Below are 22,250 nucleotides of genomic sequence, written 5' to 3'. Positions count from 1 at the left end.
TTAAAATTTCACATCAAGCCCAAATGAAAAAGTTTTTTGTTGAGGATACGCCGCCCGATCGTTTTCGACTTCCGGATCAAGTCCTTTATATCCGGTAAACGTCAGCAGATTCTGACCGGAAAAGTAAAATCTTACTTTCAACTTATTTGCTTTAAACAGTCTGCTCAAATCATACCCTAACGTCACGTTCTTCAGACGCAAATATGTATTCTTTTCCCAGTTTGGAGCACCGTAACTATCATAGCTGTTCACCTCTCCACTAGGCATAGCAGACCCCATGTTATCGGAAGTCCAGCGATTTTTTATATCCGCCAGAAAGTTATTATTGTCTTTCAGGCGTTGAATGCCATTTCCACCATACACCCCATGTTCTACCTGGGTATAAGGATATGAATATCCGCCCACTGAAGCATAAAGATAGATATTCAAATCAAAGCCCTTATATCGGAAATCATTCGAAAAACCCATCGTAAACTTCGGTGCCCGTGTACCCAGATATACCACGTCTGCCTGATCTATTTTACCATCAGGCTTTCCTGTCAGATTCCCTTCCTCGTCGAGTCCGTTCACATCTTTATATTTGCGTTGTCCCGGCAACAGGTCCGGCATGGCAGGAGTATCTTCACCTGCCTGCTTTATACCGTCCGGAATCAATGTATAGATGGCACTCACCGGATCGTCTTCTTTCACATAAGGAGCCAGAATTACTTTCGGATCGCGTTCTTTCCATCTGTCTCGATAGGAAGTGTACGTCAAAGTCGATTCCCAATGCAACGGACCTTCCAGATTCACCGTATTCAATGTCAACTCAAAACCGGTACTTCTTGTTTTTCCAATATTGGACCATATACCGGTAGTGACAGCTGTATGCGGCAATGAACGCCAGCTCAGCAAGTCTTTCACTTCCTTAAAGAAAATATCGGCACTACCATTGATACGATTCCGGAAAAAGCCGAAATCCAGTCCGAAGTTAACTTCTGTGGTGGTTTCCCATTTCAAGTCAGGATTACCAAACTTTCCAAGGTTTACCCCGCGCTTTTCGACATCGCCCAGATAGTAATTTCTTCCTTCGAAGGAAAAATACTCGGAAGCGGCATCGTTAGGTAGATTCTCGTTACCTACCTGTCCCATGCTGACACGCAATTTAGCATCGGAAAGCCAGCTTACATCTTTCAGAAAATCTTCCTGATTTATTCTCCACGCAAATGCTCCCGAAGGAAAAAAGGCATAACGATTGTTCTTGCCGAAACGGTCGCTGCCATCAATGCGAGCTGTAAAAGTGAACAAATACTTGTCCTTGAAAGAATATTGAGCACGACCGAAATAAGAAGCCAGCACGTGTTTATTCTTGTAAGAACTGACAACCGGACGCGTTTCACCTGCCTGTAGTTTATAATACATCAGTGCATCAGACATAAATCCCATAGCACGTGCATATGCTCCGTCATCATTCTGCACCTGATAGGAATATCCCAGCAAGGCAAGAAGTTTATGCTTCTCTTTGAAAGTCTTCTGAAAGTTGAAAACCATATCTGCCACATAATCTTCGCGGTTGGCGGAATTGATATTCGCGTCTCCATTCACACTACTTCCATATTTTGTAGTCATCGGATAATAACTATGCCGCACTCCGTCGCGAATATCCGCCCCGGCAGACAGTTTCAGCCAGAACACATCTTTTATAAAATAAAAATTCGTAAATGCTGTTGCCAGAAAGCGCTTGGTCTTTGTCTCATCCTCAATGTCCAGATAGGACAAAGGATGATTGAGTAATGCCTGTTTAGGGTCTTCAATCCATTTGCCGGTTGTAGGGTCTCTTTCTGCCTTCACTGTCGGGCTATAACTTAAAGCCGATTCAATAATACCTGCCGTACTGTCATATCCTCCCCCTAATGTCGCATTTTGATCGACTACATAAGAGGCTGTAGCAGAGATACCATAATCCCACCATTTAGTTATTTTATGATCCAGGTTATAGCGAAAACTGTAACGCTTGTAACCGGATGTCTTCACAACCCCTTTCTGGTCGAAGTAGTTCAAGGAAATCAATGATTTCATTTTCTCATTACCATAAGTGACTGTCAGGTTATGTTGCTGGATAAGCCCGGTACGGGTAATCATATCATACCAGTTCGTCCCTTTACCTGCTTTTGCTATTTCTTCATCTGTGTACACAGGTACATAAGGACTGACAGCACTCGGATCAGTATTTCCATAAGGATACACAAGGTTCTGCATTAAATACTGCTCTTTATAGTAACTGTTCTGAGTTGCCATCAACTCTCCTGCTGTCAACAATTCGGGACGTTTATTTATTGTCTGAAAAGACATATTCATATTATACTCAACTTTCGTATCCTGAGTACCTCTTTTTGTCGTAATCAATACAACTCCATTAGCACCCCGCGCACCATAAATGGCAGTTGCCGAAGCATCCTTCAAGATTTCAATGGATTCGATATCGTTAGGATTAATACTGCTCAAAGGACTGTTATTTCCGGCTGTCCACTGATTGCCGCTTCCCGGATTGACCCCTGCATTCACTATGGGAAAGCCATCGACAACATACAATGGATCGTTGCCGGCACCGGTGGAAGCCGCACCACGAATTAATACTTCCAGACCACCACCAGGCTGTGCACTTCCTTGTTTTACAGTAAGTCCTGCCGCACGCCCCATCAACATTTCCGAGAAGTTAGGTGAAGCTGTTTTATTGAGTTTCTCCGACTTTACAGAAACAATCGATGCATTCAGATCGCTCTTTTTCATAGTACCGTATCCCACTACTACCACTTCATCCAGCAGTTCCTGCTTTTCATACAAAACAATGGATAAATCGGTTTGATTTCCAACCTTCACCTCCAAAGGCTGATAGCCGATATAAGATAGTTCCAATACTGCTCCCGGCGATACTTCCAACGTAAACTTCGCATTCACATCTGATACAGTTCCGTTATTCGTCCCTTTTTCTTTTATAGTAACACCAATAATAGGCTCACCGTTCACATCGTTCACTGTCCCTGTTATCTTACGTTTTTTACCGTCTTTTGAAGTATTCTGTTTAGCTTGTCTTTTCTGAACAATTATATTCTTCCCTTTTACTTCATAAACAACGTCCTGTTCGTACAAAATCTGATCAATAGCCTCATTCAGTTCTTTTGCCTTTACGGTTATAATCTTCTTTGTATCCAGATCTCCGACTTTATAAACAAAAGAATATCCGCTCTTATTCTTCAATTGGGTCATTGCTTCTTTCACTGAAACGTTATCCATTTTCAATGAAACAGCCTGGGCCAGTATTGCTACATTAAGGCAAAACAGAGCCATGACCATTAATATGGCCTTCTTCCTGTAATTCATAAAATAAACAAATTATTAATTAAAACTTGAATAACTCGTTTTAAAAGAGATGTATTTTGCTAACTTTGCATATTCTCTTTTGAAAACATATTCACACTAGATGTTTGTTGAAAGAAGAGACTTAAAGGAGCCGGGAGATGTCCGAAATCTTCCGGTTTTTTAGTTGTCTCTCCTTATTAGTCAGCTAAAGATCATTCTGTATTTTTCTCTTTATTCATATTGCTCATTTTTAAGGTTAAACAATCATAGCATCATAATCTCTGGTAACCGGTTAATAGATAGTTATATTGCGTTCTTCAATCTTATATTGCATTTTTTCCGTAGACGCCAATGCCTCCAGCACTTCCTGAATACTTTGTTCGCGGCGGACGAAATTACCATAAAAACGGAATGTCTTTAAAGAATCATTGGCTATGTGAATCTTCACATTATAGCTACGTTCCAGTTTTTTTGCGATATCCGGCAAAAGTTCTTCATCAAAAAACAAGTAACCGTCAGTCCACTGAGAAGCATTGGATGCAGTAACCGATTCTACTTTCAAAAGTCCGTTCGCCTTATTCAGCACCGCCCTCTCGTCAGGAGCAAGAACTGCTTCTTTTTCCTTCCTTAACAAATTATTTAATTCGACTTTACCCTCTAACAAGGAAACGATTACTTCATGATCTTCCGGATAATCACGGAAATTGAATTTTGTTCCCAGCACCTGCAACTGCAAATCTTTTGTCTTTACGAAAAAAGGAACCTTTTCATTCCGCTTTACCTCGAAATACCCCTCACCTTCCAATTCCACTTTCCGGTTGTCAACCCCGAAACCTTGCGAATAAGTCATTCGTGAACCGGCGTTCAACCAGACCAGTGTACCATCCGGCAAATAAAGTTTGGTTTTCGATCCCAAAGGGGCCTCTACTGAAATGTCCGCAAAGGTATCTTTCACATTGACTTCTCCTTGCCAGTAAGAAATACATCCCACAGCTATCATGATTGCAACCACTGCTGCGTAACGCCATATCACCGACAAGCTAAAACCTTGACGGGAAGTGCTCTGAGTTTTCTTCCGGCTTTCAACGCGGTTTCTAAAATTCTCAAACGCTTTATCCTTATTATAGACAGATGCAGCTTCACGATTTACAGCAGAAAACCAGATTTCCCGCTGCTGAATAAAATATTGCCGATTCTCAGCCGATGCGACAATCCACGTTTTCAGTTCGTCTAGAGCGTTCTTATCCAAACCTTCAGTCAGATAACTGGCAATCAGTTCATCAATATGTCTATTTTCTTCTTCCATATTTATGCTTTCTATAAAGGAGACAGTTGCTTTTTAATTGAGGGTAGTCAAAAAATGATTTTTTTTCGCTTTACCTGAAAAAAAGTAGTAATAGAGAGAGCAGGTACTTGCTCAAATCAACATGTAAAGAAGCTAAAGCATTCTTTATATGATATTTAACTGTATTGACAGATATTCCAAGTTCACGGGAAATTTCTTCGTATGATTTTCCTTCAAAACGACTTTTGGCAAAAACCCGACGGCATTCATCCGGCAATTTATCGATCGCCTTATATATTTCGTTTTCAAGTTCACGCTCCAGCAAAGTGCCCAACGGATACGAATCGGATAATATGATTTTATCATCTGTCATCTCATCAGGCATCAGAGCTGAAAATGCAATTTCCCGTTTTTCACGCTCCGAATTAAGATAGTTAATACAACGATTGCGGACAGCTCTCAACAAGTAACTGCGGATAGAAACTGAGATATCCAACGTTTCACGTATTTCCCATAAATGGAAGATAGTATCCCCTACAATGGTTTCGGAAAGAAACTGATCTTTTAGATAACCATTGGCAACATGACAGAGCAGGGCATAATGATGATCATAGAGGTAACGATAAGCATTTTCATTGCCTGCCTTCAGTTGTTCTACTATTAAAGTTTCAGTATTCTCCATTATGTATCAGCCGGATTAATGGCACAAATTTAGAGAATTATTCGAATTTAATGCATATAAAACAAGAAATCCCTCCAAAGAAAAATTTCTTTAGAGGGAGGTTCTTTATACTATTATATATAAGACCTATTTCATCTTATATACGAGTGTACCACCTTTCAGAATGTCTTCATGAGAAATCGTGTTCTTGGAATAAGGTTCACCGTTTAACGTGATGCTATCCACATATTTGTGCTCCTTCGACAGGTTTTCTGCAATTACAGTGAAGGTCTTCCCATCTGCCAGATGCAACACAATCTTCGGTAACTGAGGAGCACCGAACACATAATCACCGCTGACCGGATTTACCGGATAAAAGCCCATTGCGCTGAACATATACCATGCAGACATCTGCCCGCAGTCATCGTTTCCACAAAGCCCATCAGGCTTGTTCTTATACTGAGTGTCAAATATCTCACGGATTAGTTCCTGTGTACGTTCCGGACGACCTGCCAAGGCATACAAATAAGTAACATGATGACTTGGCTCATTGCCATGTGCGTATTGTCCGATCAGCCCTGTTACGTCAGCCTGAGTTGTTTCCAGTTTCACTGTAAACAAAGAATCCAACTTGTTCAGGAATGCTTTTTCTCCACCAAAGAGAGCAATCAAACCCGGAACATCATGTTGCACATGCCAGGTATATTGCCATGCATTTCCTTCCGTATAATCACCACCTGTACTTTCCGCATGTCCTACATCACTGGGATTAAACGGAGATTTCCATACCCCGTCAGCATTACGCGGACGCATAAAGTTAGTTTGCGAATCGAACAAGTTCTTATAATAATCAGCACGTTTCGCAAAGTAAGCGGCATCTTCTTCTTTTCCCATACGACGTGCCATGTCAGCTGCCGCATAATCATCATATACCGATTCCAAGGTTGAAGATACGGACTCTGCCTTTGTCAGGTCTGTCGGGAAATATCCGTACTTCGTATACACTTCCCAATCAGACTTCAGCGGATGAGATACGGTTTGCGTCTTCTTCACCATATTGAAAGCACGTTCAGCATCAAAGCCATGGAAACCTTTGCGGTAAGCCTCGGCAATGACAGATACACCATGATTGCCAATCATACAGAAGTTTTCTTTTCCCCATAACGCCCAGATTGGCAGGAAGCCTTGCACTTCACCCTGTTCGATTAATGAATTGACAAAACCATCCACACGCTCGGGAACCATTAATGTATAGAATGGATGAGCGGCACGATAGGTATCCCATAAAGAGAATGTTGAGTAGAACGTTCCTGTTCCGGCTTTCACGATCGAATCGGCAGCATTACGATACATACCGTCTACGTCCGAAATCTGGTTAGGCTGAATCAATGCATGATAGAAACAAGTATAGAAATTCGTCTTTTCATCATCAGTACCCTCTACATCAATACGACTCAGATAGCTATTCCATTCGTCATGGGCAGCCAGCTTCACGCCGTCAAAGTTCCAGTCGGGAATTTCAGCCTGCAGGTTTTTCTTCGCTCCTTCTACGCTGGTAGTTGAAAGAGCGACCTTCATCATCAGTTCCTCTCCCGGTTTCATATCGAAAGTGGCAATGATCCGTTTGCCTTTCTCTGTTTCTCCCATCGGCAGGTAAAGAGAATCTATAACAGGACGGTTAAACTTCATCACAAAAAAATAGTCCTGATCAACCCATACTGTATTGTTGACGTGTCCTGTCAGTGTCTGGGCATCTTCCCAGTTCACCTCACAACTATTCACTTGCGAGTGATATTGTTCTTCTCTCCAGGCGGGTCCATGCTGCAAGTCTATTAATAAGGAAGCCGAATCAGCTTTATGATATGTATAGCGATGAAGAGCCGCATGGATAGAAGCTGTCAGTTCTGCTTTTACCTGAGGGTCAGATAATTCTACTGTATAATATCCCGGAGTAGCAGCTTCCTTGTCTTTCGGGAAGTGGCTGCGGTAAGCATCCCATGCACGGGCACGAGTACCGGTAACCGGCATTACCAGAATATCTCCCAGATCCATACAGCCGGTTCCGTTCAGGTGAGTCTGAGTGAAACCCCAGATCAAAGAGTCCTGATAAGTATATTCCGAGCAGTATCTCCAGCCGACTGCCCCTGTCACCGGACTGGTCTGTATCATTCCGAAAGGATAACAGGCACCGGGAAACGTATGCCCATTGTCAGCCGCACCAATAAAAGTGTTCACATATTGAGTGTAGTCTTTTGTATCCGTTTTTTCTACCGGATCACAAGATGTGCTTAAAAACACACCCGCCAGAGCAGCGGCCATAAGAGGGATTTTTCTTTTCATGATAAGTATGATGTTAAGTTAATGTCGCATGATGACAGCGACAAAGATAAAAAAAATCCCTCTTATAGTATATGGTATAGTATGTTTATTTAAAGAGGGAGGTCCGAATAATTATATTGATTGACTGTGACAAAACAAAAATTCGCACGACTTATTGAATAAATATCAACTCAATTATTTATCTTTGTTAGCTTAAAAATAAGCTGGCTAAAAAAACAATAGTATAATGAAAGATTTCTTGAAATTTACGCTTGCCACTGTGACCGGTATCATCTTGTCAAGCATCGTATTATTTATTATCGGCATGGTAACGCTGTTCGGCATCGTATCTACTTCGGATACCGAGACAGTAGTGAAAAAGAATTCTGTGATGATGCTCGATCTGAACGGTACATTAGTCGAACGCACTCAGGAGAGTCCGTTAGGCATTTTATCAGAGTTGTTCAGCGACGACTCCAACACATATGGACTGGACGATATTCTTTCTTCCATCAAAAAGGCAAAAGAGAATGAAAATATCAAAGGCATTTATCTGCAAGCAAGCATGCTTGGAACTTCATACGCATCTCTGCAGGAAATCCGCAACGCATTACTCGACTTTAAAGAAAGCGGAAAGTTCATTATTGCCTATGGAGACAGCTATACACAAGGACTGTATTATCTTTCCAGTGTAGCGGATAAGGTATTGCTCAATCCGAAAGGAATGATTGAATGGCGAGGAATAGCTTCTGCTCCTCTGTTCTATAAAGACTTGTTGCAAAAGCTCGGAATAGAAATGCAGATTTTCAAAGTAGGCACTTACAAATCTGCTGTAGAACCGTTCACTTCTACCGAGATGAGCCCTGCCAACCGTGAACAGGTGACCGCTTTCATCCACTCAATCTGGGGACAGGTAACCGAAGGAGTATCCGCTTCCCGCAGTCTTCCGGTCGATTCACTGAACGCTTATGCTGACCGTATGCTGATGTTCTATCCGGCAGAAGAGAGTGTACAATGCGGTTTGGCAGATACATTAATTTACCGCAATGATGTCCGCAATTATCTGAAGCAGTGGGTGGATCTGAAAGAAGATGATCGTCTCCCGGTATTAGGACTGAACGACATGATCAATGTAAAGAAGAATATGCCGAAAGATAAGAGCGGTAACATCGTAGCTGTTTACTATGCATCCGGAGAAATCACTGATTACAGCGGTTCTTCCGCCTCCGAAGAGGGTATTGTAGGTACTAAAGTGATCCGTGACCTGCGCAAACTGAAAGATAACGACGATGTAAAGGCTGTCGTACTCCGCGTCAATTCTCCGGGTGGAAGCGCTTTTGCATCCGAACAAATCTGGCATGCGGTGAAGGAACTGAAAACGAAGAAACCTGTGATTGTTTCTATGGGTGATTATGCTGCATCAGGAGGTTATTATATTTCTTGTGTAGCCGACACCATCGTTGCAGAGCCGACTACATTGACCGGCTCCATCGGAATCTTCGGTATGATACCAAACGCAAAGGAACTATCCGAAAAGATCGGTTTGACCTATGATGTAGTAAAAACAAACAAGTTTGCCGATTTCGGAAATATCATGCGCCCTTTCAACGAGGACGAAAAAACGCTGATGCAAATGATGATTACACAAGGTTATGATACATTTGTCAGTCGTTGTGCTGAAGGACGAAACATAACTAAAGAAGCGATCGAAAAAGTTGCCGAAGGTCGTGTATGGACAGGAGAAGCAGCCAAAAAACTTGGACTGGTGGATGAACTCGGAGGCATTGATACTGCCTTAGAAATTGCTGTAAAGAAAGCTGGAATAGAAGGATATACAGTAGTATCTTATCCAGCCAAACAAGACTTTTTATCTTCCTTGCTTGACACCAAGCCTACCAATTATGTGGAAGCACAAATACTGAAAAGCAAGTTAGGCGAGTATTATCAACAATTCGGCATGCTGAAGAATTTAACAGAGCGTTCCATGATTCAGGCACGCATTCCATTCGAATTAAATATTAAGTAAACCGTACTACATGGACGAACACTTTATCAAGATACATAAGTGGCTTTACCCTGTCTCGTGGATTTACGGGGCAGTGGTAACAGTAAGAAACAAACTCTTTGACTGGGGATTTCTCCGGTCAAAGAGTTTTGACGTTCCTGTCATCTGCATCGGCAATCTGTCTGTAGGCGGAACAGGAAAAACACCGCACACTGAATATCTGATAAAGTTACTTCGTAACAGCTATCATGTGGCTGTATTGAGCCGGGGATATAAAAGGCATAGCCGGGGATATGTGCTCGCAACTTCCCAAAGCACCGCGCACAGCATCGGTGACGAGCCTTACCAAATGTACACCAAGTTCCCGTCTGTCACGCTGGCAGTCGATGAGAACCGTTGCCATGGCATAGAACAGCTCCTTGCCATCAAAGAACCGCCTATTGAAGTGGTATTGCTGGACGATGCTTTCCAACACCGGTATGTCAAACCAGGATTAAGCATCCTGCTGACGGATTATCACCGCCTCTTCTGCGACGATACTTTACTTCCGGCAGGTCGTCTACGCGAATCTGTCAACGGTAAAAACCGGGCACAAATCGTTATTGTCACAAAGTGTCCGCAAGACATTAAGCCTATCGACTATAATATTATCACGAAACGACTGAACCTTTATCCCTATCAGCAGTTATATTTCTCATCGTTCCGCTATGGAAATCTGCAGCCGGTATTTCCATCAGTAGCTCCGGGGGTCGATTCCCCACCTAATGAATTACCTCTGAGTGCTTTGGTGAATACGGATATTTTGCTGGTCACCGGCATTGCATCCCCCGCACGCATGCTCGAAGAGTTGAAAACATATACCGATCAGATCGATCTGTTTTCATTCGAAGATCATCATCATTTCAGTCATCGGGACATGCTACAGATCAAGGAACGATTCAAGAGACTGAAAGGCGAACATAAACTGATTGTCACCACCGAGAAAGATGCGACCCGTCTGATCCATCATCCGGCTTTGAGTGAGGAATTGAAACCGTTTATCTACGCCTTGCCCATTGAAATTGAGATATTACAAAATCAACAAGATAAATTTAACCAACACATTATTGGCTATGTTAGAGAAAATACAAGAAACAGCAGCTTTTCTGAAAGGGAAGATGCACACCAGTCCTGAAACAGCCATCATTCTTGGCACCGGACTTGGCAGTTTGGCGGACGAAATCACCGAGAAGTATGAAATAAAGTATTCGGATATTCCTAACTTCCCGATATCTACTGTCGAAGGTCATAGTGGAAAACTGATATTCGGTAAGTTGGGCAACAAAGACATCATGGCCATGCAAGGCCGTTTCCACTACTACGAAGGTTATTCAATGAAAGAAGTAACTTTCCCTGTGCGTGTGATGCGTGAACTGGGTATCAAAACGCTGTTTGTATCCAATGCCAGTGGCGGAACAAACGAAGCCTTTGAAATTGGCGACCTGATGATTATCACTGATCATATCAACTATTTCCCCGAACATCCTCTTCGTGGCAAGAACATTCCTTATGGTCCCCGCTTCCCGGATATGAGTGAAGCATACGATAAAGAACTGATTCGTAAGGCTGACGAGATCGCCAGAGAAAAAGGCATCAAGGTACAACATGGAATTTATATCGGTACGCAAGGCCCCACTTTTGAAACCCCTGCTGAATATAAACTATTCCACATCCTGGGTGCCGATGCAGTCGGTATGTCTACTGTCCCCGAAGTGATCGTAGCCAACCATTGCGGAATCAAAGTCTTCGGTATCTCCGTCATCACAGACTTGGGAGTAGAAGGAAAAATCGTAGAAGTATCACATGAAGAAGTTCAGAAAGCGGCTGACGCAGCTCAACCTAAAATGACTACTATCATGCGTGAACTTATCAACCGTGCTTAATACTAAACTCTATTTATGAGAACAGAAATAGCGACTCTCGGCGAGTTCGGGCTGATTGACCGCCTCACCGAGGGTATTAAACCAGAAAATGAATCTACCCGATATGGAGTAGGCGATGATGCTGCCGTCCTCTCCTACCCTTCGGAGAAACAAATATTGGTGACAACCGACTTGCTAATGGAAGGTGTACATTTCGACTTGACTTATGTACCTCTGAAACATTTGGGATATAAGTCGGCTGTAGTCAATTTCTCCGATATTTATGCAATGAATGGTACTCCACGGCAGATTACCGTTTCACTCGCTCTTTCCAAACGCTTCAGCGTAGAAGATATGGAAGAGCTTTACTCAGGTATTCGTCTGGCATGCCAGCAGTATCATGTAGACATTATCGGAGGAGATACTTCTTCTTCTCTTACAGGACTCGCTATCAGCATTACCTGCATTGGAGATGCTGACAAAGACAAAGTGGTCTATCGCAACGGAGCCAAAGAAACAGACTTGATCTGTGTCAGCGGTGACCTGGGTGCTGCATATATGGGACTGCAACTCCTTGAGCGTGAGAAAACTGTCCTGAAAGGTGAAAAGGATATCCAGCCTGATTTCACCGGCAAAGAATATTTATTGGAACGCCAGTTAAAACCGGAAGCCCGTAAAGATATTATCGAAAAGCTGGCGGCTGCCAACATTGTCCCGACATCCATGATGGACATTTCCGATGGCTTATCATCCGAACTAATGCATATCTGCAAACAAAGTAACGCCGGATGTCGTGTCTACGAGGAACATATTCCTATTGACTATCAGACAGCCGTCATGGCAGAAGAATTCAACATGAACCTGACCACTTGTGCTATGAATGGCGGCGAGGACTACGAATTACTTTTCACCGTCCCTATTGCCGATCACGAGAAAGTATCACAAATGGAAGGCATCCGCCTCATCGGACACATCACCAAACCCGAGCTTGGCTGTGCATTGATTACTCGCGACGGGCAAGAGTTTGAACTGAAAGCCCAAGGATGGAATCCACTGAAAGAAGATAAGTAGATTTTTTCGGTATATTACAGAAAAATATTTCATTCTATACAACACTGATAATAAGCAAACTAGCTTTTTATCAGTGTTTTTTATTTATAGAACCCTTGCAGAATCCAAAAGTTTAACTACCTTTGCAACCGCAAAAGAGAAACAACTGAGTTGAATTAGCATTACGGTGCCATAGCTCAGTTGGTAGAGCAAAGGACTGAAAATCCTTGTGTCCCCGGTTCGATTCCTGGTGGCACCACTATCAACTCAGTAATAAAAATCCCTTGAACTTCAGAAGTTCAAGGGATTTTTATTTTATCTCTTTTTCTTATTCTATTACCTCTGCTTAAGTACACACATAGCTTCCATCAGCATACAGCCGGTCAGATGGGACGTTAACCCGACACCTTCATCATCGGCAGGTGCTTTTCTCCAACGACCACTGTACAGCATAGTCTTCCCATTCACTCCCTGCTCTGCCATAACTGTAGCGCAATGAGTTATGTAGTTGCGGAACTTGTTATAATTAGTACCATCCAACGCAGGTTCATTAATCAGTTTCACAAAATAACGGAAGAAAATGCCATGAAACAAACCACCATCACCACCTACTGCATCAGGGAGTACACCTTCGTTTGTTGACAAATGATCAATCACAAAATTAGCAACTTTCACCGCGTCTGCCAGATATTGTTTATCTCCTGTAATCTTATACAGTTCATGAGCTGCTCCCAAGAAAGTACCCGCATTGTACGAGAATGTCCATTTAGTAATCTTACCCTCACCATTCATGCTGTCATATACTGCCCCGGTCTGACGGTCGAACAAGTTGTTCTTCTCCCAGGTATATATTTTGATGGCTTCATTCAGATAGGCCTGCTTTGATTTTCCCCTCGTTTTACCTATAGCATCATAGAAATTATACAACCGGGCAGCAATCAGAGCAGCAGGACCATTAGAACAGGCATTTTTAGATTTTGCCACATCCGTCTTCCAGGTAATACCGCCAAACCACGGAGCCTCATCTTCCGGTCCCCAGGTAGACCAGATCCAATCATCGTACATCTGCTTGGCTTTCTTCAGATACTTGGTGTCCTTAGTGCTTTCAAACATACGAATCTGTGCCAAAGCAATCCATTCCATATCATCAACAAATACATTCCACCATGGATCTTCGGCTCTGCCTGAGAAGTTGAACTTCGGTGCACCCTCCCACCATAACGGATAAATATTCAGATACTGTTTGCTTCCGGTACGCATATACGCATCTACCATCACATCCATAGCATGCGCCTGTGGCCAATAATGATTGGTAGTCATATTAGAAAGATCACTACCATAGTTGAAATAATAACGGTTCTCATACCCTTTAAAATTTGCACCCCAAAAATGCTTTATAAGGGCTTTTGACATACCATCTGCCATTTTCTGCCAATTAACAGATGTCTTTTCCATCGGACTTGCCGTAGTCTTTTCTACAATTACAGCATTGTTTCCTCCGGTCCCTGCAGAGAGTTGCAAAGTCAAGCCAAGAAAAAATGCCATAATCAATAAGTTCTTCATGTTTTCTGCGTTTAAAAGTTAATAATATTTCTGCCTCAGCAGACAAAGGTAGGAAATAGTAGAGATAATGAACAATTATTTCTTGCCATTTTTGTACGTTATACTGTATTCTTTTCCTGTTAATTCCCTATTTTACCATTCATACACGACGCTGTTTTTGCGCACAAAAAATCCCTTGGACCTCTGAGGCTCAAGGGATTTTTTTATTTTATCAGATTGCACTCAAGCAAATGTATCTTATAAAATAAGTTTCAATACTTATTTATCTTGTTTTATTTTAATTCTCCACCGGTTTCTTTTCGAGACAGATATTGACCGCATTCATACCTTTCACACCCCGTTCTAGATCGAATGTTACAATATTACCCTCCGAGATATTGCCAACGACATTATTAACATGAAAAAAGTACTTGTCAACCCCGGCAAGGTCCTTAATAAAACCGAATCCTCTTGCCTCATTAAAGAATTCAACTCTCCCCCTTAATATAACAGGTTCTTCATCTTCTTTCTTTGGAGTTGCAATAATTATTTCATCCGGATTTATCTCTTCCTTTTTTACATTTTCAGCCGGAGGAGTCGAAGTTATCATTCCATTCTCATCGACATAAGCAATCATATCATCGAAGCTGCTTTTGCTGGATAACTTCTTACTATCCTTTTTCTTTTGTTTTTCTTCTCGTTTAGCGAGTCTCTTTTTTTCATTTTCACGTTTACCTACCGTAATGGATTTTGCCATAGAACTTATATTTAATTTATACTATATTTTAATGAATAATGTAAGGGATTGCTCTTAAATTGCAATGTCAGCCCTATTTAGTTTCTTGCCTGTCAACTTCTGAATGTCATTAATCAATTTACGTTCTTCCTGAGAACAGAACGTAAGTGCTGTTCCTTCATTTCCAGCTCTTCCTGTACGTCCGATACGATGCACATACGTCTCAGGTACATCAGGAAGATCATAATTGATAACCAACGGCAGCTCATTAATATCAATTCCTCGAGAAGCGATATCAGTAGCAACCATCACCCGCGTCTTTCCCGACTTAAAATTGCCCAACGCAGACTGTCGTGCTGCCTGACTCTTATTTCCATGAATAGCCTGGCTGCCAATACCTGCTTTACCCAATATTTTAACGATCTTATCAGCATTGTGCTTTGTACGCGAGAATATAAGTACTGACCGATCTTCCGATTTTTGCAAGATTGAAATCAACAACTGACTTTTCTCTTTCTTCTCCACAAAGTAAACCAGCTGTTTTATAGAATCTACAGTTGATGATTTCGGTGTTACATAAATCTTCACCGGATTCTTCAACAAAGAATTAGTCAGCGCAATAATTGTATCAGGCATCGTAGCCGAGAAAAATAAAGTCTGCTTTTCCTTCGGAAGTTTCGGTAATATCCGCTTAATATCATGAATAAAGCCCATATCAAGCATACGGTCTGCTTCATCCAAAACAAAATACTGAATATTATCCAATCGTATATGCCCTTGATTCATTAAATCGAGCAGGCGTCCCGGAGTAGCAACCAGGATATCGATTCCCTTATGCAACATATCCACTTGTGGGCGTTGATTTACACCTCCAAAAATGACTCCGTGACGAATACGTGTATATTTTGAATAATCGTCAATACATTCACTTATTTGTAATGCGAGTTCTCGCGTAGGAGTTAAAATCAGAGCTTTAATTCCCAAACGCTTGCCCTCTCCCTTATTGAGATGTAAATGTTGTATTATAGGTATTGCAAAAGAAGCGGTTTTTCCGGTTCCAGTTTGCGCACAACCTAATATATCTCTTTTTACCAATGCTACAGGAATCGCTTTTTCCTGGATAGGAGTAGGCACAGTATATCCTTTTTCTTCAACTGCTTTTAAAATAGGTTCGGTTATATTTAATTCTTTAAATGTCATAAATGTTGTTTTTGCTGTTTTCGAAGCAGCGGTTAATTTTATATATAGTGAGAGAATCGGACAAATCCAATCACGGAAATGCAAGGTCTCAGAGATTAAGCCAGTTTGTGAGTCGCTAAAAAGAACTCGCTTTCCAGTGTATTCATTACTTCCTTCACACTGCTTATTTTTTCTGCCAGAAAGGCATTGCTACCGGCAAAAGCATAGCCTTTTTTCATATTTCCTTTGGCTGCATTATACAGCGCCTTAATAATGCAATAAGGACTTTTCGTATAGTCACATGTCTTAATGCAATGGAATGAACACTTCCTTGGCTTTTCCAGACCATCATTCACGCTATGAATGAATTCTCCGTCAATAGCCCGTCCCGGCATTCCAACGGGACTTTCAATAATAAGTACATCTTCGGATTTGGAGTGAATATACACTTCTTTAAAAGTTTCCGAAGCATCACATTCGAGAGTTGTCACGAAAATACTTCCCATCTGTACTCCCGAAGCTCCCAGTTCCATAAAATGAGCAATATCTTCACCCGTCGAAATCCCACCGGCGGCAATCACCGGAATATGTTTCTGTTCTTTATAGTTGGCCGCAATCGCCACTACTTCAGGGATCAATACATCCAAGGCAAAATTCTGATCTTGCAACTGTTCCTTTTTAAATCCCAAATGCCCGCCAGCTTTGGGTCCTTCAACTACTATCGCATCCGGCAGATAGTTATAATTCTTTTGCCATTTATCACAGATTATTCTGGCAGCTCTCGAAGAAGATACGATAGGTACCAGTTTCGTTACGCTCTCCGGAATCAGATATGAAGGCAGATCAAGCGGAAGTCCGGCACCGGAAAATATCACATCAATCTTTTCATTAATCGCAGTACGCACCATATCAGCATAATTCGACAAGGCAACCATGACATTCACACCAATAATGCCTTTTGTTTTCATGCGTGATTTACGAATCTCTTCTTTCAGGCCACCAATACATTTCTCGGTATAAGTACCTTTTTCTCTAGGATAAAGCAGTCCCAGACCAGCACATGATATAACTCCTACTCCTCCTTCGTTTGCTACTGCCGACGCCAGACCGGACAATGATATCCCAACTCCCATTCCACCTTGTATAACAGGTACCTTTATTTCAATATTTCCTATAAAAAATGATTTCATATATTTCATTCTGTGTTTGGCCATTTCAAAGTCGTCACAACCTGAATATAATTTATTCAAGTATTCAAAGTCGCCTTCATCATTGACTATTTGCCTGATTGGATATTAGTTATTAAACTCTCACTCTTGGTTCTTTCAAGAGTATTGTATTACAAAAAAGTCTAATAAATCTATTGTCAGAATGGAAAGTGCAGGATTATATATTCCTGATATTGCGCATAAAAGAGGCAGAATTAGCAGAACTTAAATGTAAAATGATTTTTCGTTTTCTCTGTATAACAGAAACACCTCCGTTAAATCATGAAACGGAACAATTTATATAAAAGCAGAAGACATCATCTTCTGCTTTTATGCTGATATTAATATCTTCTTGAATTGTTATAACCACCTCCGCGATTACCACCATATGACGGTTTTTCTGCGCGAGGACGTGCAACGCTCACTGAAATAACCTTCTGGTCATATTCAACGCCGTTCAATTCGTCAATAGCTTTTTGTCCTTCTGCATCATTCGCCATTTCTACGAAAGCGAATCCTCTGGATCTACCTGTTTCTCTATCAAAAATAACTTTGGCAGAAGAAACTTCTCCAAATTCTGCAAATAAATTTGTTAAGTCAGCATCATTTGTGCCATAACTTAAACCTGAAATGTAAATGTTCATCTAAAATTTTATTAAAAATAAATACTAAATTGGAGTGAGGAGGATAATTACAGAAGAGGACTACTTACTAATAATATATTATAAAGAAGAACTACACAATAATGATTCGTGACTCAAACTCTGGGAACAAAGATAATACAATTAATTAGATAACTATCTTTTTATTATTTATTTTTCAAGAGATGTTCATTTATTATCATTTGTTAGCACGATTGTTGTATGAAACAATAAGAATAAGTAAATCTCCTCTCCTTCCTTGATAATATCCCGGATTATGTCTACTTTTGTCATACTTCAATCCAAAAACAATTCCACAAATGCCAGAAACCAAGTCTATAGATATCACACGGGAAGAATTGTGGGCAAAACAACGCTTGTCTTTTACTGACATAGACTACACCGTATGGGAGCGTGATAAATCCATGCTTCACCAGTTTTCCAAGATAAGCGGCAACTGTACATTTGTAGTTGATGTATACAAATGCAGATACGCTTATGCCTCTCAGAATTTTGTGGATTTACTGGGATATGACAGCCATAAGATAGCAACATTGGAAAAACAGGGAGACTATCTGGAGTCACGGATTCATCCGGACGACCGTGCACAACTGCTCACCTTACAAATTAAATTAAGTCAGTTTATTTACAACTTGCCTCCGGAACAACGAAACGATTATTCTAATATTTACAGTTTTCGTATTCTTAATGCAAAGCAACAATACATACGTGTCGTCAGCAAGCATCAGGTTCTGGAGCAGACAGTCAATGGAAAAGCATGGCTGGTAATCGGGAATATCGATATTTCGCCCGATCAGGAAGAGTCCGAAACAGTAGACTGTACTGTACTCAATCTGAAAAATGGAGCTATATTCTCCCCTTCTCTATCGCTTCATGTCCCTAACCCTCTCACCAAACGGGAAACAGAAATATTACACCTCATCCAAAAAGGACTGTTGAGTAAGGAAATAGCAAACAAACTGTGCGTCAGCATTCATACCGTCAATATTCACCGACAAAATCTGTTAAGGAAACTAGGGGTGCAAAATTCCATCGAAGCTATCCGCATAGGATATGAGTCGGGCATATTGAGCTGATTAAGGCATCCATTCCAACACTCCTGCCACCGGATGCTTTTTTCGCCATTCTTCAAACCCGGCATAAGTCCGTACTCCATCCCGTATAACAGCCTGGTAATATTCTATCCCCATAATCTTTTCACTTTCGGGTGTCTCATTTTTCAATTGAAGAATTGCCCGCTTAGTTTCATCCGTCAAGACGGAAGAAATACGTTCAGCTACTTTCTCAAAATATCCATCGTACCGGGAACCTTTCCGGATATGTATCATATCAAATTGCCAGAGTGTATTATCCGAATCCTGATACCAGGCATGCCATTCAATACATTCCTCAATAGTATGCAAAAGATTCACACACTCTATCTTCTTCACTGACGTGTTTTCCGCCAGTCTCGCCATTGCCCTGAAACTATCGGCTAAATTTAAAGAAGGCGTATATATATGAAAATCAATATCCCGGTGTTTCATCAGCAATCCCGTACGAAGAGAACCAACCAGATTAATCTGTGCACCAATACCCTCCCATATCGGAATTACATTGATTTTCTTTATTATTTCCCATGCCTTCTGTTGATTTTTTCTTGCAATGTCGAGGATATCCATCTTTCTTCTTGATTAAATGAGCGTACAAAAATAAGAAAAAGGCTTTAGATATAGCTATAAATAACTATTTAATACCACACTGAATCCAACTAACTTTGCCAGCCTTTCAATCAACTTTTAATACCCAAACTGAATTTATATATGATATTCAACGGAACAGAAGAACAGGAAAAAGAATATTTGCAACAGGTGATCGATATCATCAATGATACGATAAACAGCACAGACAAATCAGTAAAAGAGCATGTAGACACTCTGCAGGAATACAAAGATTATCTATGGTCCAATAAGGACATCGATCCTCACGAAATCCGTTCCATGCGTGAAAGTATCCTGAATCATTTTGCACGAGGCGAGAATGTGATAGACAAACGCAATCGCCTGAGTAAAATACTGGATATTCCTTACTTCGGACGAATCGACTTTAAGGAAAATAAAAGCGACAGCAAAAACATCCCTATATACATAGGTATCCATACATTCTTTGATATCAAAAGCAAAAGAAACCTGATATACGATTGGCGGGCACCTATTTCGGGTATGTTTTATGATTATGAGTCAGATGAGGCCACTTATTCTTCTCCTTCAGGCGAAGTGCATGGAAAGATTTCACTCAAACGTCAGTATCGCATTCGTAAAGGTAAGATGGAATACATGATTGAAAGTTCCGTCACTGTTCATGATGATATCCTGCAAAAAGAGCTCTGTTCCAATGCAGACGACAAGATGAGAAATATCGTCACGACTATCCAGCGCGAACAGAACCGGATTATCCGTAACGAAGATACGCCTGTGCTCATCATACAGGGAGTCGCCGGATCGGGAAAAACATCTATTGCATTACATCGCATCGCCTATCTGCTCTATGCGCAAAAAGGAAAGATTGCATCCAGAGATATCCTGATTATCTCCCCCAATAAAGTGTTTGCTGATTACATTTCCAATGTCCTCCCGGAACTTGGCGAAACAACCGTACCGGAAACCAGCATGGAACAAATTCTCTCCACCGTCCTCAACAACAAATATAAGTATCAGGATTTCTTCGGACAAGTTTCGGAACTACTGGAAAAACCGGTTCCGGATTTTATCGAACGTATACAATACAAAGCCTCTTTCGAGTTTGTTTCCCGACTCGACAAATTCATCCTCCATATGGAAAATCACTATTTCAAAGCGACTAATGTAAAAATTACCAAGTATATCACTATTCCCGCTGAATTCATAGGGGAACAATTCAAACGATTCCATCGTTACCCCATACGCCAACGATTTGAAACCATGACGGATTACATTCTGGAAATGATGAAAATCCAGTATAACCTTACAGTCACTACCGCTGAGAAAAATCTGCTGAGAAAAGAAATTAAGAATATGTTTTCAGGAAATAACGACCTTCAGATCTATAAAGATTTCTTCGAATGGGCCGGAAAACCTGAAATGTTCAAGATGCGAAAGAATCGTATGCTGGAATATGCAGATATGGCTCCTCTGGCTTATCTGCATCTCGCATTGGATGGAAATAAAACTCAAACTCATATCAGACATCTTCTGATAGATGAAATGCAGGACTATTCTCCCATACAATACAAAGTGATCCAAAAACTTTATCCCTGCCGGAAAACAATTCTTGGAGATGCTTCTCAATCTGTCAATCCCTATGGTTCTTCAACTGCTGCCATGATTCAAAAAGTGTTTATCACCGGAGAAATAATGAAACTCTGTAAGAGTTATCGCTCTACATTTGAAATTACCTGTCTGGCACAGAAAATTCAGACAAACAAGGAGCTGGAACCCATTATGCGACATGGGGAACAGCCTGAAATTCTTCAATTTAAGAATACAGAAGAAGAAACTACAGGCATTGCTAATTTGATATCGGACTTCAGAAACTCCGGATATACATCTTTGGGAATAATCTGCAAAACAGAAACTCTGGCAAAAGCGCTTGCTCAAAAACTCCAAGTCCATACAGATAACATATCGCTTTTGTCAAGTCAAAGTTCAGCTTATACAAAAGGAGTTGTTGTTACTTCTGCACATATGGCAAAAGGACTGGAATTTGATGAAGTAATCATTCCACAGGCTGATAATAAAAACTATCATTCTACGATAGATAGCAATATGCTTTATGTGGCAGTGACAAGGGCGATGCATAAAATTACATTGACCTATAGCGGGATACAAAATCAGTTTATCGGTTAATTCCTTACCAAGATTGTGGGCGTTTGCATATTATCTTACAAAAAGTATCCATTATACAATAAGATCAGGTGCTTCATCTCCACCATTCAGGTCATTAATACCTGAATCATTAATGTGGTCCAAGTCTTTAAATTTCAATCCATCCGAACGAGTTGTGGTTCCTGTAAAGAGGCGAATATCCGAATTTGAACGAAAATAAATCCATAATCCAGAAATATCCTCCACGGTAAAGTCTTCCACTTTTGGTACGAAGACGGTTGACCGGTAATCGCTCTTAGAAAGAAAAAAACAATTTTAGTCTCACGGTCTCATTGTTGGATATGTAATATATTTATAGTCAATAATATAGTAAATGAGAGATACCTATTCGGAAAGGTATCTCTCATTGTTTACCCATCAAAAAGCGTAAGCGTCTCGGCGATGCCGTGTTTTTCTTCAAAAAATCAGATAATCCTTTTCTTTTCAGATTCTACTTCTGTTTTCCTTCCATTTGTGTGGCA

The 22,250-nt window shown here is 41.0% G+C and carries 17 protein-coding genes and 1 tRNA gene; 7 read left to right on the top strand and 11 right to left on the bottom strand.

Annotated features, from left to right (window positions below):
* The 4 genes from BLW31_RS22350 to BLW31_RS22335 all read right to left on the bottom strand — a co-directional run bounded on the left by BLW31_RS22350 (nt 1) and on the right by BLW31_RS22335 (nt 7,625).
* A complete protein-coding gene (locus BLW31_RS22350) occupies nt 1–3,360 on the bottom strand; it encodes a SusC/RagA family TonB-linked outer membrane protein (protein ID WP_029425674.1) in 3,360 nt (1,119 codons plus the stop codon).
* Between the two features lie 271 nt (nt 3,361–3,631).
* Nucleotides 3,632–4,645 carry a FecR family protein gene (locus tag BLW31_RS22345; RefSeq protein ID WP_010539083.1) on the bottom strand — a complete coding sequence of 338 codons (1,014 nt, stop codon included), beginning with the start codon at nt 4,643–4,645 and terminating at the stop codon, nt 3,632–3,634.
* Between the two features lie 70 nt (nt 4,646–4,715).
* Nucleotides 4,716–5,306 (bottom strand): RNA polymerase sigma-70 factor, encoded by a 591-nt coding sequence (locus BLW31_RS22340; RefSeq protein WP_010539084.1) that lies wholly within the window; start codon nt 5,304–5,306, stop codon nt 4,716–4,718.
* 126 nt (nt 5,307–5,432) lie between these two features.
* Nucleotides 5,433–7,625: a GH92 family glycosyl hydrolase gene (locus BLW31_RS22335; protein ID WP_029425675.1), complete on the bottom strand. Its 2,193-nt coding sequence runs from the start codon at nt 7,623–7,625 to the stop codon at nt 5,433–5,435.
* 226 nt (nt 7,626–7,851) lie between these two features.
* Between BLW31_RS22335 and sppA the strand changes: the two genes are divergently transcribed.
* The 5 genes from sppA to BLW31_RS22310 all read left to right on the top strand — a co-directional run bounded on the left by sppA (nt 7,852) and on the right by BLW31_RS22310 (nt 12,819).
* Nucleotides 7,852–9,630, top strand: a complete 1,779-nt coding sequence (gene sppA, locus BLW31_RS22330) for a signal peptide peptidase SppA (RefSeq protein ID WP_010539086.1) — start codon at nt 7,852–7,854, stop codon at nt 9,628–9,630.
* Nucleotides 9,631–9,640: 10 nt separating this feature from the next.
* Nucleotides 9,641–10,783 carry a tetraacyldisaccharide 4'-kinase gene (lpxK, locus tag BLW31_RS22325; RefSeq protein WP_010539087.1) on the top strand — a complete coding sequence of 381 codons (1,143 nt, stop codon included), beginning with the start codon at nt 9,641–9,643 and terminating at the stop codon, nt 10,781–10,783.
* Nucleotides 10,722–11,531: a purine-nucleoside phosphorylase gene (locus BLW31_RS22320; RefSeq protein WP_010539088.1), complete on the top strand. Its 810-nt coding sequence runs from the start codon at nt 10,722–10,724 to the stop codon at nt 11,529–11,531. Before lpxK ends, BLW31_RS22320 begins: the two co-directional genes overlap by 62 nt.
* Before the next feature lie 15 nt (nt 11,532–11,546).
* Nucleotides 11,547–12,581: a thiamine-phosphate kinase gene (gene thiL / locus BLW31_RS22315; protein WP_010539089.1), complete on the top strand. Its 1,035-nt coding sequence runs from the start codon at nt 11,547–11,549 to the stop codon at nt 12,579–12,581.
* A 165-nt stretch (nt 12,582–12,746) separates the two neighbouring features.
* Nucleotides 12,747–12,819: transfer RNA gene (locus BLW31_RS22310), tRNA-Phe, on the top strand.
* 77 nt (nt 12,820–12,896) lie between these two features.
* On the opposite strand, the gene BLW31_RS22305 is transcribed toward BLW31_RS22310, so the two are convergent.
* From BLW31_RS22305 to rbpB, 5 genes are all read right to left on the bottom strand, one after another.
* Nucleotides 12,897–14,123, bottom strand: a complete 1,227-nt coding sequence (locus tag BLW31_RS22305) for a glycoside hydrolase family 76 protein (protein ID WP_022301851.1) — start codon at nt 14,121–14,123, stop codon at nt 12,897–12,899.
* A gap of 277 nt (nt 14,124–14,400) precedes the next feature.
* A complete protein-coding gene (locus BLW31_RS22300) occupies nt 14,401–14,859 on the bottom strand; it encodes a cold shock domain-containing protein (protein ID WP_010539091.1) in 459 nt (152 codons plus the stop codon).
* 54 nt (nt 14,860–14,913) lie between these two features.
* Nucleotides 14,914–16,038, bottom strand: a complete 1,125-nt coding sequence (locus tag BLW31_RS22295) for a DEAD/DEAH box helicase (protein ID WP_010539092.1) — start codon at nt 16,036–16,038, stop codon at nt 14,914–14,916.
* A 95-nt stretch (nt 16,039–16,133) separates the two neighbouring features.
* Nucleotides 16,134–17,207 carry an NAD(P)H-dependent flavin oxidoreductase gene (locus BLW31_RS22290; RefSeq protein ID WP_029425676.1) on the bottom strand — a complete coding sequence of 358 codons (1,074 nt, stop codon included), beginning with the start codon at nt 17,205–17,207 and terminating at the stop codon, nt 16,134–16,136.
* Between the two features lie 359 nt (nt 17,208–17,566).
* On the bottom strand, nt 17,567–17,869 hold the full coding sequence (gene rbpB / locus BLW31_RS22285) for an RNA-binding protein RbpB (protein ID WP_010539094.1): 303 nt from the start codon (nt 17,867–17,869) through the stop codon (nt 17,567–17,569).
* Between the two features lie 317 nt (nt 17,870–18,186).
* On the opposite strand from rbpB, the gene BLW31_RS22280 reads away from it, so the two are divergent.
* Nucleotides 18,187–18,963, top strand: a complete 777-nt coding sequence (locus BLW31_RS22280; protein ID WP_010539095.1) for a LuxR C-terminal-related transcriptional regulator — start codon at nt 18,187–18,189, stop codon at nt 18,961–18,963.
* Here the strand turns inward: BLW31_RS22280 and BLW31_RS22275 are convergent, their stop codons facing one another.
* Complete coding sequence (locus BLW31_RS22275; protein WP_010539096.1) at nt 18,964–19,548, bottom strand: hypothetical protein; 585 nt, start codon at nt 19,546–19,548, stop codon at nt 18,964–18,966.
* Between the two features lie 141 nt (nt 19,549–19,689).
* On the opposite strand from BLW31_RS22275, the gene BLW31_RS22270 reads away from it, so the two are divergent.
* Nucleotides 19,690–21,750, top strand: coding sequence for a HelD family protein (locus tag BLW31_RS22270; protein WP_010539097.1), 2,061 nt, complete (start codon nt 19,690–19,692; stop codon nt 21,748–21,750).
* Nucleotides 21,751–21,801: 51 nt separating this feature from the next.
* Here BLW31_RS22270 and BLW31_RS22265 read toward each other — a convergent pair whose 3' ends face one another.
* On the bottom strand, nt 21,802–21,990 hold the full coding sequence (locus BLW31_RS22265) for a hypothetical protein (RefSeq protein WP_010539098.1): 189 nt from the start codon (nt 21,988–21,990) through the stop codon (nt 21,802–21,804).
* Between the last annotated feature and the right edge of the window lie 260 nt (nt 21,991–22,250).

The sequence above is a fragment of the Bacteroides faecis MAJ27 genome (assembly GCF_900106755.1).
Taxonomy (GTDB): domain Bacteria; phylum Bacteroidota; class Bacteroidia; order Bacteroidales; family Bacteroidaceae; genus Bacteroides; species Bacteroides faecis.
The sequence above is the reverse complement of the archived record's forward strand: the minus strand, read 5'-3'. Positions and strand labels throughout refer to the sequence as shown.